The sequence below is a fragment of the Mycobacterium sp. P4_H6 genome, assembly GCF_056400845.1.
On sequence record NZ_JBFUKN010000059.1, the window covers coordinates 19,720 to 36,556 of the forward strand.

The following is a 16,837-nucleotide window of genomic DNA, read 5'->3' on the forward strand; positions in this document are numbered from 1 at the left end:
ATCTCGGACGTTACGGGCCGGGTGCGGCGGGCACCGGCAACGGCTGCGGCGGCAACGGTGTCGGCTGCACGCCGGGCGCGGTGACCACGAAGGGTTCCGAGCCGGGTGTCGCACCCGGGTCACGCGGCGCTCCGGGCGGCGGCGCCGGCGGCAGGCCGGGCCACAACGGGGTGCCGTCGGGCGCATACAGCTGGGCACCGTAGGCGGGGGCGCCCGGGTACGGGATGGGGCCGATTGCCGGGCCACCGAAGGTGTTCCGGATGCTCGGCGGCTCCGGGACGGCCCGGGTGACGGGCAGCCAGTTGCCGTAGGCCGGGAAGGCGATGCCCGGGTTGGGCCGCCAGTCGACACCGGTGCCGAACCCGGTGTTGGTGATCAGCTGGCGCACCGGCCAGTTGTCGTCGACGCTCGGAAGCGAACCGCAGCCCGGCTTTCCGCCCGGCCCGCCCTTGGCGCCGACGATCGGCAGGTTCTGCGGGTAGCGGTACGGGTCATCGCCGAGCATCAGGCTGGTGTCCAGGATGAACGACTTGCCGTTACCGCCGGTGGCGTCGTAGCCGCCGTGGTCCAGCAGGTACTTGGCCCCGGTGAGCAGGCAGGTGTAGGACGGGCTGTATTTGAGCAGCAGGTCGGTGGTGGGCTGCAGGGTGTTGACGGCCTTGATCAGGTTGGCGTTGTTGGGCGCCAGCAGCTCGATTCCCTTGTTCGACAGGCCGGTTGTGGCCAGCAGCAGCGCGTCGAGTTGCCGGGAATTCTCGGTCACGGTGGTCGCGGTGGTGCTGGCGGCATCCAGGGTGGCCAGGATGCCCTGGGCGGCGTCGCTGTAGGCGTCGCTGAAGCCCTTCAGTGCCTGCCAGTCCGCGCGGATGGTGTCGGCGCGCGGGTTCAGCGCCAGCAGAACCTGATTGGCGTCGGTGGTGGCCTGCCCGATGACCTCACCGCGGCCGCGGACGCCCTCGGCGAGTGCGGACAGCGTGGCGTTCAGCTTCGCGGTGTCGACCTGTTCGAGCACACCCACGAGGTTCTCGAAGACGGTGTTGACCTCGGTGGTGACATTGAGCGATTCGAGCACCTGGCCGGATTTCAGCCGCTCGGCGCTCGGGCTGTCCGGGTAGACGAGGTCGACGAACTTGGCGCCGAAGATCGTGGTGGCACGGATCCGGGCTTCGACATTGGCCGGGATGAAACGGATCTGGTCGGGGTCGATGTCGAGGCGCAGTTTGACCGGGGAGGCGGCCTCGGAGTCGCCGCCGCTGATCGCGACGACCCGGCCGACCTGGACGCCGCGCATCTTCACCTTGGCGTTGGTCTCCATCACCAGACCGGACCGGTCCGCGGTGAGGGTGACCGGGACGGTGCTGCGCAGCGAACCGGTGAACAGTGAGTACGACAGCCAGATGGCGGCGATGACGAACACCACCAGCAGCAGGGTCCACCACCCTGGTGCGATACCGCCCCGTTTCGATGTGTCCATGTCAGCCGGCCAGATTGAAGTTGCCCGATTGCCCGTACACGGCAAGGGAAATCATCACCACGACGAACGCCGAGATGACCAATGAGGTGCGCACCGCGCGACCGACGGCCTCGCCGACGCCTGCCGGTCCACCGCTGGCGGTGAAGCCGTAGTAGGTGTGCACGAGCATGATGACGATCGCCATCGCGATCGACTGGACGAACGACCAGATGAGATCGATCGGGTTGAGGAACGTGTCGAAGTAGTGGTCATAGACGCCGCTGGACTGCCCGTAGATCACGGTGGTGCCGATCTTGGCCGCGTAGAACGACATCAGCACGCCCACGCAGTACAGCGGGATGACCACGATGACGCCGGCGACGACGCGACTCGAGGCCAGATAGGCGATGCTGCGGATGCCGATGACCTCGAGAGCGTCGATCTCCTCGTTGATGCGCATGGCGCCGAGTTGGGCGGTGGCGCCGGCACCGATGGTCGCCGACAGCGCGATCGCGGTGGTGGCGGGCGCGATGAGCCGCACGTTGAAGAAGGCCGACGCGAAACCGGTGAGGGCTTCGACGCCGATCTCGGAGAACTGGTTGTACCCCTGCACCGCGACCAGCGCACCGGTACTGACGGTCAGGAAGCCGACGATGGCGACGGTGCCGCCGATGATGGCCAAAGCACCGGTGCCGAGGCCCATCTGGGCGATCAGCCGGACCAGTTCCTTGGGATACCGGACGAATACGTCGCCGATGGACAGCAGGGTGCGCCCGAAGAACTGGGTCTGCACGCCGACCTGGTTCCAGCTGTCGGCAACGCTGCCGACGCCCCGCCGCAGGCGGTGACCCATCACGCTCGTCACATCGTCGCCCTCACGCCGACGGCGGTCGCGACCACGTTGATGGCGAACAGCGCCATGAAGGTGAAGACGACGGTCTCGTTCACCGCGTTACCGACACCGGCCGGTCCGCCACCGACCGAAATGCCCTTGTAGCAGGCGATCAGTCCGGCGGTCAGACCGAAAAGAGCGGCCTTGACCAGCGCGATCATTACATCGGAGGGCCCGGTGATGAGCGTCAGGCCCGCGACGAACGCACCCGGCGAGACGTGCTGGACGTAGACACAGAACAGGTAGGCGCCGGTGAGCCCGACCAGCACCACGGTGGCCGACAGCGCCAGCGATACCGTGGTCGCGGCCAGCACCCGCGGAATGACCAATGCCTGAATCGGATTCACGCCCATCACCCGCAGGGCGTCGAGTTCCTCGCGGATCGTCCTGGCGCCCAGGTCGGCACACATCGCGGTCGCGCCCGCACCGGCGATCACCAAAACGGTGACGATCGGCCCGATCTGGGTGACGGTACCCAGTGCGGCACCGGTGCCGGAGAAGTCCGCGGCACCGAACTCGGTCAGCAGGATGTTGAAGGTGAACGTGAGCAGCACCGTGTACGGGATGGTGAGCATCAGCGTCGGCAGCAAGGAAACCCGGGCCACGAACCAGGACTGGAGGATGTACTCGCGCCAGGCGAAGGGGGGCCGGAACATCAGCAGGAAGACGTCCAGCGTCATCGAGAAGAAGCCGCCGAAGGCGCGCACGGGCCGGGAAACGACACTCGGGATGGAGTCTTGCACAGCCATCAGCGAACCGATCTCGCCCTGTGCGACATCCGCTTACCCATGAAGTCCCTTCGACGGTGCCGGCTCATCCGAACACGATATGACCACAGGCGCCGCCATGGATGCGGAAGAACGTACATAACGATTCTCACAGCGACAACACCGACCACCTGGTTGGGTGACTCAAGTTACCGTCCAGTAGTCTGCGTCACACTTTGCCGACAACCCCCAGCGCACGCAGCGTGAATCCCTCGACACGGGCCCGGGACAGCGGAATTTGTGCCGGATCGAAGATCCTTGCCGAGGTCAGCTCCCGGCTCACCAGCGCCGCGATCGCGATGGCATCCGATTCGGGCTCCGCCAGCGGGAACGCTCCCTCGGCATGACCGCTGCGCAGAATGGTTGCCAGCGAGCCCTCACGGCGGGCCCGCGACAGTTCGCGCGCCTCCCGGTAGCCCTTGGCCGAACGCATCTCGTCGCAGTCCAGCACGGCGAGATAGCGGTGCAGATCGGCGTCGCTGGCCAGCGTGAACATCTGGTCCAGCCAGGCGCGGAGCTGATCCACCGGATCCGGGGACGCGGTACCGGCGATCTCGTCGAGAAGCACCGCCAGCCGCTCGGTCACCTGTTCCAGCATCGCCAGGAAGAGCTCGTCCTTGGACTGAAAGTGCCGGTAGAAGGCTCGGCTGGAGACCTCGGCCCGCGCCAGGATCGCCGAGACGTGCACCGGACCCTCATGCGGTTCGGACAGACAGTCGAAGGTCGCCTCCATGATGCGGTCGCGCTCCACGGCGCTGGATCCCGCTGATGGCACTGACTGCACGGCTTCCAAGTCTAGTGACTTGTGCACCCCTGACCCCACACCAGTTGGGGTCGGCAGGTCAGTAACGTGAGCGCCAGGCCGGCGAGAGGATGTCCGTGAGCGTGGCAAACAGCGCACCCCAGACCGTATCGTTCCGCGGCGTCGACGACCTCACGTTGGTCGCCGACGAATGGAACCGGGACACCGTGACGGCGGACTCGGGCCCGACCGTGCTGATGCTGCACGGCGGCGGGCAGAACCGGCATTCCTGGAAGAACACCGGCCAGATCCTCGCCGACCGCGGGATGCACGTCGTCGCGCTGGACAGCCGCGGTCACGGTGACAGCGACCGCTCCCCGACCGCCAGCTATGACGTCGAGACGCTCAGCTCCGACATCCTGCAGGTGCTCTACCAGATCGGCAGGCCCGTGGCCCTGGTCGGCGCCAGCATGGGTGGGTTGACCGGCATCCAGGCCGCCCATGAGGCGGGCCCGGAACTGGTGACCAAGCTGGTCCTGGTCGATGTGGTGCCACGGTTCGAGAAGGACGGCAGCGCCCGCATCCGCGATTTCATGTTCAACCACATCCACGGCTTCGATTCGCTCGAGCAGGCTGCCGACGCCATCGCCGCGTACTTGCCGCACCGCCCGAAACCCCGCAGCACCGAAGGCCTGAAGAAGAACCTCCGGCTGCGCGACGGCCGCTGGTACTGGCATTGGGATCCGGCGTTTCTCACCAAGCCGGGAGATGACCCGTTCGCCCGGGCCGACAAGCTGGAGGCGGCCGCGACCAACCTGTCGGTGCCGATCCTGCTGATCCGCGGCAAGCTGTCCGACGTGGTGTCCGAGGAAGGCGTGCGCGACTTTCTACAGAAGGTCCCCGCGGCCGAATTCGTCGAACTGTCCGAGGCAGGCCACACCGCCGCCGGTGACGACAACGACGCCTTCACCGAGGTCGTCGTGAGGTTCATCGGCAAGTGAACGACGTGGCAGGCTTCAACTTCCTTGAGCAGCCGGCCCTCCCGGCACCCCAGGTCACCGAGCAGCAGGCCGCCGAGCTGCTGGCCGGCCGGTACGGCTTCCGCGGCGAGGTGAAATCCCTGGGCAGTCAGCAGGACTGCAACTTCCTGGTGTCCGAGGGCGACACCGCGGTGGCGGTGCTCAAGATCGCCAACCCGGCGTTCACCGAGACCGAACTGGCCGCCCAGGACGCCGCGGCCGAGCTGATCGCGCGCACCCACCCCGACCTGCGGGTCGCCACACCTCTGCGGACCGCCGACGGGCAACCACCGGGCACCGTGCGGCTGCTGCCCTATCTGGCCGGCGGAACCCTCAGTGAGCGTGGCTATCTGACCCCATCCATCGTCGCAGGTATGGGCGAACTCGCCGCCCGGGTGAGCCGCGCCCTCGACGGGTTCAGCCACCCCGGTCTGGACCGGATCCTGCAATGGGACCTGCGCTACGGCAACGACGTCGTCGAACAACTGATCGCGCACGTGCCGCGACAACGCGACGAGATCCTGGCCGCCGCCCGCGAGGCGTGGTCGTGGATCGCGACCCACGCCGACGACCTGCCACGCCAAGCGGTGCATCTGGACCTGACCGACGCGAACGTGGTGGCCGGGCCGTCGGGTCTGCCGGACGGCATCATCGATTTCGGCGATCTGTCGCACACCTGGGCGGTCTCCGAACTGGCCATCACGCTGTCCTCCGTGCTCGGCCACCCCGGCAGCGATCCGACGTCGATCCTGCCCGGTGTCAAGGCATTCCACGCCGTGCGCCCGCTGCGCCCAGCCGAGGCCGAGGTGCTGTGGCCGCTGCTGGTGCTGCGCACCGCGGTGCTCATTGTCAGCGGTGCCCAGCAGGGCGCACTCGACCCGGACAACGCCTACATCACCGAACAGTCCGATGACGAGTGGCTGATGTTCGACCAGGCCACCTCCGTACCGATGGAGGTGATGTCGGCGTTGATCGCCTCCGAACTCGGATTGGCACCGGCCACCCCCGAGGTGCCGATCGAGAACCGGTTGATCTCCGACCTGGAGCCGGAATCCGTTTTCACACTCGACCTTTCGGACACCTTGGACGACGAGGACGAGCTCGCGGCCGCGGCGCTGCGCGCCGGCGCCGGGCTGGTGCTCACCCGGTTCGGCCGACCACGACTGAACCGCGCTCCCCTGCTCTCCCAGCGCAGCCCCGACGTCGTCGAGACCGGTATCGGGGTGTGGCCGGCCGTCACCACCCGGGTGCTGGCCCCGTGGGACGGGGAGGTGGTGGAGCGTTCCGATGACCGGATCACGTTGCGGGGGCTGGACTTCGAGCTGACCCTCACCGGCGTCGAATCCAGCACCGCACCCGGCCACGTGCACGCCGGCGAACATCTCGGGGTGATCGGGCAGGGCCGCTGGGCCCGATTGGCCGTGCGCCCGGCCGGCGCCCCGGTGGCACCGGAGTTCACCGCGGCCGAGCTCGCGCCCGGATGGTTGGCGTTATCCCGCGATCCGCGAACGGTTCTGGGCCTCGACCCGCTCACCGACGATCTGCAGCGCGATCTGCTGGAGCGCCGCGATGACAGCTTCGCCAAGGTGCAGGAGCGCTACTACCGCAATCCCCCGCAGATCGAACGCGGACACCGGCACTATCTGATGTCGACGGCCGGTCGCGTTTACCTCGACATGGTCAACAACGTCACGGTGCTCGGGCATGCCCATCCCCGGGTCGCCGACGCGGCGTCGGCGCAGCTTCGCCGACTCAACACCAATTCACGGTTCAATTATTCGGCGGTGGTGGAGTTCAGCGAGCGGATCGCCGCGACACTGCCGGACCCGCTGGACACCGTCTTCCTGGTGAATTCCGGTTCGGAGGCAAGCGATCTCGCGATCCGACTGGCCACCGCGGTGACCGGGCGCCGCGATGTCATCGCCGTGCGCGAGGCCTATCACGGGTGGACCTACGCCACCGACGCGGTGTCCACGTCCACGGCGGACAATCCGAACGCGCTGGCCACCCGCCCGGACTGGGTGCACACCGTGGAGTCGCCGAACAGCTTCCGCGGCAAATACCGCGGCCACGAGGCGCATCGCTACGCCGGCGACGCCGTCGCGCAGATCGAGGCGATGACCGCGCAGGGGCGCCCGCCGGCGGCGTTCATCTGTGAACCGGTGTACGGCAATGCCGGAGGCATGGCGCTGCCGGACGGATACCTGCACCAGGTGTACGAGGCGGTACGTGCGGCCGGCGGGGTGGCGATCGCCGATGAGGTGCAGGTCGGTTACGGACGCCTGGGGCACTGGTTCTGGGGGTTCCCGCAGCAGCACGTGGTGCCCGACATCGTGTCGGTCGCCAAGGCCACCGGCAACGGCTATCCCCTGGGCGCGGTGATCACCACCCGCGCGATCGCCGATGCGTTCCGCTCGCAGGGGTATTTCTTCTCCTCCACCGGCGGCAGCCCGCTGTCCTGCGCCATCGGGCTGACGGTGCTCGACGTGCTGCACGACGAGGGTCTGCAGGACAACGCGCTACGGGTCGGTGAGCACCTGAAGTCCCGGCTGCTGGCATTGCGCGACAAGCACCCGATCGTGGGCACCGTGCACGGGATGGGGCTCTACCTGGGGGTGGAGATGATCCGCGATGCCACGACGCTGGAGCCCGCCGCCGCGGAGACGATGGCGATCTGCGAGCGCATGCTGGAGCTCGGCGTGATCATCCAGCCCACCGGAGATCACCAGAACATCCTGAAGACCAAGCCCCCGTTGTGCATTGACATCGCGGGCGCGGACTTCTACGCCGATACCCTGGACCGGGTGCTCACTGAGGGCTGGTAGACCCGTTCGCCTGATCCAGGCGCTGGTGCAGCCGGGCCCGGATGTCGTCGGGGGTGTACGCCTTTCGGATGCGCTGATCCCGTGCGACCAGCGCACCGCCGGCCACGACCCCGGCGACACCAGCGAGCCCGATCCACTTCCAGATGCCCTTCATAGGCGAGATTCTGCCTAAGCTGCGGTCGTGAACGCGAATACGGTGTCCCTGTCACGGGCGCTCGAGGAGACCCGGACGGGCGATATCTGGCTGTTTCGCGGCGGCTCGGGCCCTGACCGGGCGATTCAGGCCCTGACGAATGCGCCGGTCAACCACGTCGGCATGACGGTCGCGATCGACGACCTGCCGCCGCTGATCTGGCATGCCGAACTCGGCCAGAAGTTGCTCGACCTGTGGACCGGCACCCATCACCGCGGCGTCCAGCTCAACGACGCCCGCGAGGTGGTGGAGCGCTGGGTGCACGAATACGGCCAAAAGGCCTGGCTTCGTCAGCTCACCCCGCCCGCCTCTCGCGAGCAGGAAGACCAGATGCTCAAGGTGGTGGCACGGATGAACGGCACCGCCTTCCCGTCGACGGCCCGGCTGACCGGGCGCTGGCTGCGCGGACGGCTGCCCATCGTCAGCGATTTCACCCGCGGGCTGCCGATCATCCACCGCAAGGTCCGCGAATCCGCGGAGCGGGACAAGCGGCGCCGGCGGTCCGAAGGCCTGGAGACCGCGTACTGCGCCGAGACGGTGGCCATCACCTACGAGGAGATGGCGCTGCTGAGCACCGAGAAACGAGAGAACTATTTCGACCCGGGCAAGTTCTGGAGCGGCGACAGCCTCTCGTTGGCGCCGGGGTACTCGTTGACCGATGAGATCGCGGTCATCGTCGATTCGGCACCGCCCGCTGCGGGCTGACCCTGGACCGACAAGGTCGAGTAACGCACTACTCGATCCCGGCCGCGCCGGTGCGCGCACCGTGGAACCATGCCGTTCCGAACCCCATTGCACTACGTCGATCCGCACAAGGAGCGGGGTCTGATGTACCGGGCCAATGTCTGGTTCGGGCGGAGCCGGCTGGGGCGTACCTACGGGCTGCGGCTCGGATCCGCGATCGATCCCTTGCTGTTTCGCGCCACCGGTGGTCGCTACCCGGGGAAGATCGGGTGGATCGCCACCGCCCCGCTGGTGACGACCGGCGCGAAGTCAGGGCAACCACGACAGGTGCAGCTCACCTATTTCCACGACGGATCCGACCCCATCGTGATCGCCTCCAATGGAGGCGGAGTCACGCACCCGGCGTGGGCCTACAACCTGCGGGCTCAGCCCGAGTGCGAATTCGGCGACAAGGAATTCTGCGCCATCGAGGTCACCGATCCGGATGAGTACGCCCGCCTGTATGCCCTGGCCGAGAAGGTGTTTGCCGGCTACACCGAGTACCTCGTCAAGACGGCGGCCATCGGCCGCCGGATACCGATGTTCCGGCTGACCCGCGGTCAGTGATCGACGCCGCCCTCAGCGCGTGACCACCACGCATGGATGCGGCGCGCGAAGGCGATCTCCGCCGACTCACTGCCCGCAGCGAGGCCGTAATGGCTTTCCAGACGCCGGACAAGACGCGCGCTCAGCTCGTCGGGACCGGCGCCGCTCTCCAGCCACTCCCGGATGGGTTCGACGAGGTCGTCGCACTCCTCATCGTCTCGCGGACGGTCGTCCCATTGATACACACCGAGCACGTCCCACTCCTGCAACAGGTCGGCGAGCGCGAGGTTTCGCTCGTCGAATCCATCGCGCCGCCTCACCGCCTGGACCCTACGGCCCGCCCGAGTGTGGGCGCCATGCATATTGAGAGCCTCGGCGGCCGGTGGACCCGGAGGGACACGAGTTCTGCTTGGTCCAGTGTCGCCAAACCGTCTGAACACTTGCTGCCCCAGCAATATCGCCGCCCAGAGCGATGTGACCTTCCGGAAACCAGTACTGCCTGCAGTACTACGTCTCGGGTGGTACTGCCGGCAGTATCACGTCAGCGAAAGTCATATCGCCCCGAAATCTGGCGATTCAACGGGCCGCGCTCGCGATCTGCTGGGCGACCTCGTCGGGCGTGCGGTGCGTGGTGTCGACCACCTCGGCCTCATCGTGCAGCCAGGTGCGAGCCGCTTCCGCATAGGGCTGCAGGTGGTCCATCCGGAACGGTGATGGACCCATCACGGTGTCGCCTTCGATACGCGCGCGCAGGGTGTCAGGGTCAGCGTGAAGCACGAAGTGCCGCAGCGGGATCCCGTACTCCGCGAGGCCGGTGCTGATCTCAATCCAGTACGCCTCGATGAGGACAGTCATCGGTATCACCAGCGTTCCGCCGGTGTACTCGAGGACGCGGCGGGCTGTCTCCACCACGAGCGGACGCCACGGTGGCCAATGCTGGAAGTTGTCCGTCTCGGGCAGGCCAGGCTCGAGGTTCATCAGCATTTCGCCGACCATCTCGGCGTCGAAAACACGTGAATTCGGCACCAGCGGCTGCACGAGCCGACTGGTCGTCGTCTTACCCACACCGTGCGTGCCGTTGAGCCACAAGATCACAGGTGCCAACGGTAGCTCCAGAATTCGGGCGCACCAGGAATGCAGCGCCCGAAGACGGGTATCCGTTCGTATGGCCGTCTCAGTGGCGCACCCAGGAGCGCAGGACTTCATCCCGCCGACCCGCGACCTCGGCACGCTGGCCGACGCGGCACGGGGATGCCGCGGATGCGAGTTGTACCGCGACGCCGACCAGACGGTGTTCGGTGCCGGCCCCTCGTCCGCGCGACTCGTCTTGGTGGGCGAGCAGCCAGGCGATCAGGAGGACCGCGCGGGCGAGCCGTTCGTCGGACCCGCCGGCCGCCTGCTGAACAAGGCACTGGTCGAAGCCGGCATCGACCGCGAACAGGTCTACGTGACCAACGCCGTCAAACACTTCAAGTTCACCCGCGCGGCCGGGAACAAGCGCCGGATCCACAAGACGCCCAGCCGCACGGAGGTCGTCGCCTGCCGTCCGTGGCTGTTCGCCGAACTCGGCGTCATCGATCCCGACGTCGTGGTACTCCTCGGAGCCACCGCCGCAAAAGCATTGATGGGTAACGACTTTCGACTGACCGCTCATCGCGGTGAGGTGTTGCACCCACCGGAAGACGAATTCGATGTCGTGGCCACCCCGCACCCATCATCAGTGTTGCGTGGGCCGGCCGACCGGCGTGACGCCGCGTTCGCCGATCTGGTGACCGATTTGCAGACCGCGGGCGGGCTGCTCGGGCGGCGCCGCTGATGACCGTGCGAATCGGCACGTCGGGATGGTCCTACGATCATTGGGACGGCGTGCTCTACCCGCCAGCGTTGCCGAAGTCCCGCAGGCTGGATGCCTACACGGCGGAGTTCGACACCGTGGAGCTGAATGCCAGCTTCTACCGCTGGCCCAAGCCCGCGACGTTCGCGCAGTGGCGCCAACGGTTACCCGACGGTTTCTCGATGTCGGTGAAGGCGTCACGAGGCCTGACCCACGCCCGACGGTTGAGCTCCCCCGAGCAGTGGATCGAGCGCATGACGGCCGGCTGGACCGAACTCGGTGATCGGCGGGCCGCCCTGCTGGTGCAGCTGCACCCGGCGCAGCAGCGCGACGACGAACGACTGGACCACTTCCTGAGCGCGATGCCGACAGAGATCCCCGTGGCCATGGAGCTGCGTCACCCGACCTGGGATGACCCGACCGTCTACGAACTGTTGAGCCGGTACGGCGCCGCCTACGTCGTGATGAGCGGGCCCGGCCTGCCGTGCGTCGTGACCGCCACCGCCGATCTGGTCTACCTGCGGCTGCACGGGCCCGGAGACGACGCGATGTACGCGGGGTCTTACGACACCTCGGAGCTGAGCCGGTGGGCCGGCCACCTCCGCGAGTGGGACGCCCAGGGCCGGGATGTGCTGGTGTACTTCAACAACGACCTCGGCGGGCACGCGGTGCGCAATGCGAGAGAGCTGAAGGCGATGGTCTTTTGACCGGTGGCTCGTCAGTCGAGGCAGAACTCGTTGCCCTCGACGTCCTGCATCACGATGCAGGACTCGTCGCCGTCACCGGCGGGCAGCAGGCGCACCCGCGTGGCACCGAGTTCGACCAGGCGCGCGCACTCGGCCTCCAGCGCGGCAAGACGATCCGCGCCTTCCAGGCCGGGTGCGACCCGGATGTCGAGATGCACCCGGTTCTTGACGGTCTTGCCCTCGGGGACACGCTGGAAGAACAGCCGCGGCCCGACCCCGTCCGGGTCGACGCAGGCGAACGCGGAATCCTGCCTATCGGCGGGCAGGGCCCGGTTGAACTCGTCCCAGTCCGCGAAACCCGGCGGCGGTGGTGGCACCACGTAACCGAGTGCCTCACACCAGAACCGAGCGACGCGCTCGGGTACCGCGCAATCGAAAGTGACCTGGAACTGTCGTGCCCCCGCCATGTCTTCACCATAGCGGCGTACGGTGCTGAGCATGCCGCTGCGCTACGTCGATCCCCAGAAGCCACGCGGTCGCGCGTACGAAAGAAGCGTGCGCTTCGGGCGTTCGCGAATAGGTCAGTTGGTCGCCCGCCATATCGCCCGCCGCACCGACCCGTACCTGTTCCGGCTGACCCGGGGCAGGATCAACATGGGCCCTATCATCAATGCGCCCCTTGTCACGACGGGCGCGAAGTCCGGGCAGCGGCGCCAGGTGCAGCTCACGTACTTCCACGATGGTCCGGACGTCGTCCTGCTGGCCTCGAACTACGGTGGGGCGAAGCATCCCCAGTGGTATCACAACCTGAAGGCGAATCCCGATTGCGAGTTCGGCATGGAGCGCTTTTCGGCGTCCGAGGTGACCGATCCCTACGAGTACACCCGGTTGTACGCACTCGCTGAGAAGGTGTACGCCGGCTATGACGACTACCGGGAAAAGACGGCTCCGGCCGGTCGGCAGATCCCCATCTTCCGGCTCGCCCCGCGCTAGTCTCCGCCGACGTCACGAGAGCTCCGTTTGTAACCTGTCCAGATGGACGGGGCATTGGATGACGGACCTTTCTTCCACGGCACCAAGGCCCAACTGCGCGTGGGTGATCACCTCACGGCCGGTTTCCGCTCCAACTACCGGCCCGAGATCGTGATGAACCACATCTACTTCACCGCGTTGCGCGACGGCGCAGGACTGGCCGCCGAACTCGCGGCCGGCGACGGCATCCCGCGCGTGTACGCCGTGGAACCGACCGGCGAGTTCGAGAACGATCCCAACGTCACCGACAAGAAATTCCCCGGCAATCCCACCCGGTCCTATCGCAGCAGGCATCCGCTCCGGATCGTCGCCGAGATCACCGATTGGACGCGACTCACCCCCGAAGCTCTCCAGATGTGGCGAGACCGACTGGCTGCAATCGAGGCCGATGGCCGGGGCGAGATCATCAACTAGTTCGGACTACGCGGCGGCGAGGAACCTGCCCGCGTCACCTTTCGCCGCGTGGGGGCGCCTCATCCCGCAATCGTTGTGCCTTCGCCTCAGCCCTGTTCGCGAGAAGGTAACGCACGTTGACGACCACGTCGATCACAGCCATCCCGACCAAACCGACCGCCGCGCCCACGGCAGCCCCCGTCAACGAGGTTTGAAGCGTCGGATTAGACCCGCCGCTACAGCCGTAAATTCCGCAGCTAAAGGGGCCCACACCGGCAGCAACAACGGCCGCAGGGAAGGCCGCGGCCATTGCGTACCAGACCGGTCGTCGTGCCATCATTGCCCCCTGATGAGCGAATTTCGTTGCATCCTTTGCGGCGCCGTCAATCCAAGACTGAACTCCACCACACCCGGTCGGCCGACTACAAGGTTCCGGTGGCACAGCCGAGCAGCAAAGGCGCGTACCAGCGCACCGATCCGGCGAGCCTCGGGCGGGGGCCTGACTCTCGATGACGGTGGCGGGGCCTGGCCCTTCATTCCATGGGTGTGGACGCCGTCGATCCCCGTCGTCGCTTTGTCGCCGAAGTTCAACACCAACGCAGCTCCGCCGTTCACCCTTACGTGCAGCGGACCCGTCAAGACGTCAAATGATTGCGACGTGGCCGGATGGTGATGCTCGTCCACTTTCGAATTGGGCTGGAGCACACGACGCGGACAACATTCGGCCAAATCGGTCAGCGCGAATTGTCCAGATGTCTACGGCGGCCGGTCAACATCTGCCGCACCTTGACCGCACGATGTGCCGACGCAATGTCAGGCTGACAGCCTCACGACGCATATATATCGATGGTGAAGCTGTCAGCCTGACATTGCGATCGGCTCGCAGCTTATGACTTCGCTTGGTGCGGAATACCGGTGAGCATGAATTCGGCACCGCGCCGGGGCGCCTCGACCAACATCGCGAATGGGATGGACCGCTTGGGGAACCGCACGTGTCGGCGACCCTTGAGGACGGCCTTGACGACCTCTTCGGCCACTCTTTCGCGGGGGGTGTCGACGGCAGCCCCGCAGCGGTACGCGCGCCGAAAAGACCTGGCGGTGGGCTCGTAGTTGTCGGCCTTGGCAAGCAGGTCGGTTGGGACAGGGCCCAACTCGACGAGTGTGGTGCCGATCGGCAGACCACGGAAATCTGTTCGCAGCCCAGCGGTGAAGTGCGACAGCGCCGCCTTCGACGCCGAGTAGGTGACGAGGCCGGGGACCAGCATGATGCCACTGAGCGAAGACACGTTGACGATGTGGCCGCCGCCGCGTCGAAGCATCCCGGGTATCGCCTGGCGGCAAAGTTCCGCCGGCGCCAGGTAGTTGACGTCGGTGACGCGGCGCAATTCATCGTCGGGTGCGTCGATGAAGCCGGCGGTACTTTCGATACCGGCGTTGTTGACCAAGACATCGACCGGGCCGCCGTCGTCTTCGACCCTCTGGATGAGGCCGGCAACCTGGGTCGAGTCAGCGAGATCTGCAGGGTGGACGGTGCCACCGAGCTCGGCCGCAAGCGACTCGAGAGAATCCCGGCTGCGAGCGACGAGCGCCACTCTGGCTCCGGCGCCGGCAAAGGCGTGCGCCAATGACTCGCCGATCCCCCGCGACGCCCCGGTGACCAGTACTCGTTTCCCCCGAAGTTCCATTTTCGGATCTTATGCAGCAGATATGCGATTGGCGGGTGTTCGAACGCTATTCGGTGTCAGCTGTACACCCAGCGATCTCGGGGCCCGCCGGCCCGGCATCAGCCTTGATCGTCAGACGTTAAAGCGGAACTCGACGACGTCTCCGTCGGCCATCACGTAGTCCTTGCCCTCCATCCGGACCTTGCCCGCCGCCTTGGCCGCGGCCATCGAGCCGGCCTCGACCAGGTCGGCGAAGGACACGATCTCGGCCTTGATGAAGCCCTTCTCGAAGTCGGTGTGGATCACACCGGCCGCCTTCGGGGCGGTGTCGCCACGGTGAATCGTCCACGCGCGGGACTCTTTCGGTCCGGCGGTCAGATAGGTCTGCAGGTTCAGGGTGTGAAAACCGGCCCGCGCCAAGGCATCCAGGCCACGTTCGGTCTGCCCGATCGACTCCAGCAGTTCGGCCGCGGACTCGTCGTCGAGCTCGATCAGTTCCGACTCGATCTTGGCGTCCAGGAACACCGCATCCGCCGGGGCCACCAGCGCACGCAGCTCGGCCTGCTTGGCCTCGTCGGTGAGCACCGACTCGTCGGCGTTGAACACGTAGAGGAACGGCTTGGTGGTCATCAGGTTCAGCTCACGGAGCAGCGACACGTCCGCCCCGGCCGAGAAGAGTGTCTTGCCGGTATCGAGCACCGCCTGCGCCGCCACCGCCGCCTCCAGCACGGCCTTGCGGTCCTTGTTGGTGCGCGCTTCCTTCTCCAGTCGCGGCACGGCCTTCTCCAGCGTCTGCATGTCGGCCAGGATCAGCTCGGTCTCGATGACCTCGATATCCGAACGCGGGTCCACCCGGCCGTCGACGTGCACCACATCGTCATCGGCGAACGCCCGCACCACCTGACAGATCGCGTCGCACTCGCGGATGTTGGCCAGGAACTTGTTGCCCAGCCCGGCACCCTCGGACGCGCCCTTCACGATGCCCGCGATGTCGACGAACGTCACCGGCGCCGGCACGGTCTTCTCCGAACCGAAGATCTCGGCGAGTTTGTCCAGCCGGGGGTCCGGTAACGCCACCACGCCCTCATTGGGCTCGATGGTCGCGAACGGATAGTTCGCCGCCAGCACGTCGTTCCGTGTCAACGCGTTGAAAAGGGTCGACTTGCCGACATTGGGGAGACCGACGATTCCGAGGTTCAAGCTCACGGACTCCAGAGTCTAAGGGTTGTGACGATCTCCTCAGCGCGTGCTGGCAGCACACCTGCAGTTACAGCCGGTACGGTCGACGTGTGTCAGGTCAGTCAGCAGAGCCGACGGAGTCGGTGAACCACCGCTCCGCGCTCCCCCGATTCCAGGGGTTGCTGCCACCGGGTCTGCCGGGTCTTCCATCCGGACTACCGTGGTGGGGCGCCACCCTTCTGGCGGTGACGGCCACGGCCGTCGGCTTCGCCTACGACGCCGGTGCGGGCAAAAAGGAACTCGGCGCCGTGTTCTCCACCTTCTACGTGCTGGGCTGTCTGGCCGCGGTGGTCCTGGTGCGTCGCAGTGGGTTGTTCACCGCCGTCATCCAGCCCCCGTTGATCCTGTTCGTCGCCGTCCCCACCTCCTACTTCCTGTTCCACGGCGGCCAGCTCGGTGGCCTCAAGGACATCCTGATCAACTGCGGCTACCCGCTGATCGAGCGTTTCCCGCTGATGTTCTTCACCTCGGCCGCGGTGCTGCTGGTCGGGATGGCCCGCTGGTACCTCGACCGTGGCGCTCCGGCGGTCGAAGCCACCACCACCGATGCCGCCGATCCGCCCGCCGAGACTCCGCGGCGGGCCGCCCGCCGGTTCGCCCGCAGCGCCGCGCCGGTCGACGAGGACGAACCGATCCGGACCGCGCGCCGGCCCCGCCGCGAGACCGCCGACCCCTACGAGCGGCCGCGCCGCGCCCCGCGCACCGGGGAGCCCTCCCGCGCCCGGCACAACCGTCCGCCAGAATCCGATATCGCCGCCTCGGCCGCTGCCGCCGATCGCCGGGAGCGAGCCGCCGCCCGGGAACGCTCGGGCCGCCCGCGCCGCCAGGG

At 67.0% G+C, this 16,837-nt stretch carries 19 protein-coding genes; 9 read left to right on the forward strand and 10 right to left on the reverse strand.

Translation table 11 applies throughout. The features are described 5' to 3' along the window. Window positions 1-10: 10 nt before the first annotated feature. The 4 genes from AC1DTF_RS21940 to AC1DTF_RS21955 all read right to left on the reverse strand — a co-directional run bounded on the left by AC1DTF_RS21940 (window position 11) and on the right by AC1DTF_RS21955 (window position 3,896). On the reverse strand, window positions 11-1,474 hold the full coding sequence (locus AC1DTF_RS21940) for an MCE family protein (RefSeq protein ID WP_057165719.1): 1,464 nt from the start codon (window positions 1,472-1,474) through the stop codon (window positions 11-13). Window position 1,475: 1 nt separating this feature from the next. Beyond that, the gene (locus AC1DTF_RS21945; protein ID WP_057165718.1) at window positions 1,476-2,306 is read right to left on the reverse strand and encodes an ABC transporter permease; all 831 of its coding nucleotides are present in this window, start codon (window positions 2,304-2,306) and stop codon (window positions 1,476-1,478) included. An 8-nt stretch (window positions 2,307-2,314) separates the two neighbouring features. Beyond that, window positions 2,315-3,094: an MlaE family ABC transporter permease gene (locus AC1DTF_RS21950; RefSeq protein ID WP_082613989.1), complete on the reverse strand. Its 780-nt coding sequence runs from the start codon at window positions 3,092-3,094 to the stop codon at window positions 2,315-2,317. Between the two features lie 187 nt (window positions 3,095-3,281). Next, on the reverse strand, window positions 3,282-3,896 hold the full coding sequence (locus AC1DTF_RS21955; protein ID WP_235570768.1) for a TetR/AcrR family transcriptional regulator: 615 nt from the start codon (window positions 3,894-3,896) through the stop codon (window positions 3,282-3,284). Window positions 3,897-3,985: 89 nt separating this feature from the next. On the opposite strand from AC1DTF_RS21955, the gene AC1DTF_RS21960 reads away from it, so the two are divergent. After that, complete coding sequence (locus AC1DTF_RS21960) at window positions 3,986-4,855, forward strand: alpha/beta fold hydrolase (protein ID WP_477475606.1); 870 nt, start codon at window positions 3,986-3,988, stop codon at window positions 4,853-4,855. Next, window positions 4,852-7,698, forward strand: coding sequence for an aminotransferase (locus tag AC1DTF_RS21965; protein WP_477475607.1), 2,847 nt, complete (start codon window positions 4,852-4,854; stop codon window positions 7,696-7,698). The genes AC1DTF_RS21960 and AC1DTF_RS21965 overlap by 4 nt, the downstream gene beginning before the upstream one ends. Here the strand turns inward: AC1DTF_RS21965 and AC1DTF_RS21970 are convergent. Then, on the reverse strand, window positions 7,682-7,852 hold the full coding sequence (locus AC1DTF_RS21970) for a hypothetical protein (protein ID WP_156409033.1): 171 nt from the start codon (window positions 7,850-7,852) through the stop codon (window positions 7,682-7,684). The genes AC1DTF_RS21965 and AC1DTF_RS21970 overlap by 17 nt on opposite strands. Window positions 7,853-7,879: 27 nt before the next feature. Between AC1DTF_RS21970 and AC1DTF_RS21975 the strand changes: the two genes are divergently transcribed. Beyond that, window positions 7,880-8,596, forward strand: coding sequence for a hypothetical protein (locus AC1DTF_RS21975; protein WP_057165716.1), 717 nt, complete (start codon window positions 7,880-7,882; stop codon window positions 8,594-8,596). A gap of 69 nt (window positions 8,597-8,665) precedes the next feature. Next, window positions 8,666-9,181, forward strand: coding sequence for a nitroreductase/quinone reductase family protein (locus tag AC1DTF_RS21980; protein ID WP_477475608.1), 516 nt, complete (start codon window positions 8,666-8,668; stop codon window positions 9,179-9,181). On the opposite strand, the gene AC1DTF_RS21985 is transcribed toward AC1DTF_RS21980, so the two are convergent. Together AC1DTF_RS21985 and AC1DTF_RS21990 are read right to left on the reverse strand one after the other, a co-directional pair. Beyond that, window positions 9,175-9,480 carry a hypothetical protein gene (locus AC1DTF_RS21985; protein WP_477475609.1) on the reverse strand — a complete coding sequence of 102 codons (306 nt, stop codon included), beginning with the start codon at window positions 9,478-9,480 and terminating at the stop codon, window positions 9,175-9,177. The two genes, AC1DTF_RS21980 and AC1DTF_RS21985, sit on opposite strands and share 7 nt — an antisense overlap. Before the next feature lie 256 nt (window positions 9,481-9,736). Continuing rightward, entirely contained in the window at window positions 9,737-10,255 is a 519-nt protein-coding gene (locus AC1DTF_RS21990; RefSeq protein WP_477475610.1) for a DEAD/DEAH box helicase family protein, read from the reverse strand. Window positions 10,256-10,325: 70 nt separating this feature from the next. On the opposite strand from AC1DTF_RS21990, the gene AC1DTF_RS21995 reads away from it, so the two are divergent. Both AC1DTF_RS21995 and AC1DTF_RS22000 read left to right on the forward strand, forming a co-directional pair. Next, window positions 10,326-10,976, forward strand: a complete 651-nt coding sequence (locus AC1DTF_RS21995; RefSeq protein WP_477475611.1) for a UdgX family uracil-DNA binding protein — start codon at window positions 10,326-10,328, stop codon at window positions 10,974-10,976. Further along, window positions 10,976-11,701 carry a DUF72 domain-containing protein gene (locus tag AC1DTF_RS22000; RefSeq protein WP_477475612.1) on the forward strand — a complete coding sequence of 242 codons (726 nt, stop codon included), beginning with the start codon at window positions 10,976-10,978 and terminating at the stop codon, window positions 11,699-11,701. Before AC1DTF_RS21995 ends, AC1DTF_RS22000 begins: the two co-directional genes overlap by 1 nt. Window positions 11,702-11,712: 11 nt before the next feature. Here the strand turns inward: AC1DTF_RS22000 and AC1DTF_RS22005 are convergent, their stop codons facing one another. Beyond that, entirely contained in the window at window positions 11,713-12,147 is a 435-nt protein-coding gene (locus AC1DTF_RS22005; protein ID WP_477475613.1) for a VOC family protein, read from the reverse strand. 31 nt (window positions 12,148-12,178) lie between these two features. Here AC1DTF_RS22005 and AC1DTF_RS22010 point away from each other — a divergent pair, with 31 nt between their 5' ends. Both AC1DTF_RS22010 and arr read left to right on the forward strand, forming a co-directional pair. Next, the gene (locus AC1DTF_RS22010; protein WP_057165708.1) at window positions 12,179-12,673 is read left to right on the forward strand and encodes a nitroreductase/quinone reductase family protein; all 495 of its coding nucleotides are present in this window, start codon (window positions 12,179-12,181) and stop codon (window positions 12,671-12,673) included. A gap of 42 nt (window positions 12,674-12,715) precedes the next feature. Beyond that, window positions 12,716-13,126, forward strand: a complete 411-nt coding sequence (gene arr / locus AC1DTF_RS22015; protein WP_477475614.1) for an NAD(+)--rifampin ADP-ribosyltransferase — start codon at window positions 12,716-12,718, stop codon at window positions 13,124-13,126. An 866-nt stretch (window positions 13,127-13,992) separates the two neighbouring features. Here arr and AC1DTF_RS22020 read toward each other — a convergent pair. Further along, on the reverse strand, window positions 13,993-14,790 hold the full coding sequence (locus AC1DTF_RS22020; RefSeq protein ID WP_477475615.1) for an SDR family NAD(P)-dependent oxidoreductase: 798 nt from the start codon (window positions 14,788-14,790) through the stop codon (window positions 13,993-13,995). Window positions 14,791-14,901: 111 nt separating this feature from the next. After that, window positions 14,902-15,975: a redox-regulated ATPase YchF gene (gene ychF, locus AC1DTF_RS22025; RefSeq protein WP_057165698.1), complete on the reverse strand. Its 1,074-nt coding sequence runs from the start codon at window positions 15,973-15,975 to the stop codon at window positions 14,902-14,904. A 218-nt stretch (window positions 15,976-16,193) separates the two neighbouring features. Between ychF and AC1DTF_RS22030 the strand changes: the two genes are divergently transcribed. Next, the coding region (locus AC1DTF_RS22030) for a DUF6542 domain-containing protein (protein WP_477475616.1) at window positions 16,194-16,837 on the forward strand (644 nt) is incomplete at its 3' end.

Bases quoted from the DNA above. Each gene is read 5' to 3' on its own strand.
- AC1DTF_RS22000 (WP_477475612.1), top strand. From the start codon at position 10,976: ATGACCGTGCGAATCGGCACGTCGGGATGGTCCTACGATCATTGGGAC.
- AC1DTF_RS22005 (WP_477475613.1), bottom strand. From the start codon at position 12,147: ATGGCGGGGGCACGACAGTTCCAGGTCACTTTCGATTGCGCGGTACCC.
- AC1DTF_RS22020 (WP_477475615.1), bottom strand. From the start codon at position 14,790: ATGGAACTTCGGGGGAAACGAGTACTGGTCACCGGGGCGTCGCGGGGG.
- AC1DTF_RS21940 (WP_057165719.1), bottom strand. From the start codon at position 1,474: ATGGACACATCGAAACGGGGCGGTATCGCACCAGGGTGGTGGACCCTG.
- AC1DTF_RS21945 (WP_057165718.1), bottom strand. From the start codon at position 2,306: ATGGGTCACCGCCTGCGGCGGGGCGTCGGCAGCGTTGCCGACAGCTGG.
- AC1DTF_RS21980 (WP_477475608.1), top strand. From the start codon at position 8,666: ATGCCGTTCCGAACCCCATTGCACTACGTCGATCCGCACAAGGAGCGG.
- AC1DTF_RS22010 (WP_057165708.1), top strand. From the start codon at position 12,179: ATGCCGCTGCGCTACGTCGATCCCCAGAAGCCACGCGGTCGCGCGTAC.
- AC1DTF_RS21970 (WP_156409033.1), bottom strand. From the start codon at position 7,852: ATGAAGGGCATCTGGAAGTGGATCGGGCTCGCTGGTGTCGCCGGGGTC.
- AC1DTF_RS21960 (WP_477475606.1), top strand. From the start codon at position 3,986: ATGTCCGTGAGCGTGGCAAACAGCGCACCCCAGACCGTATCGTTCCGC.
- AC1DTF_RS21995 (WP_477475611.1), top strand. From the start codon at position 10,326: ATGGCCGTCTCAGTGGCGCACCCAGGAGCGCAGGACTTCATCCCGCCG.
- arr (WP_477475614.1), top strand. From the start codon at position 12,716: ATGGACGGGGCATTGGATGACGGACCTTTCTTCCACGGCACCAAGGCC.
- AC1DTF_RS21950 (WP_082613989.1), bottom strand. From the start codon at position 3,094: ATGGCTGTGCAAGACTCCATCCCGAGTGTCGTTTCCCGGCCCGTGCGC.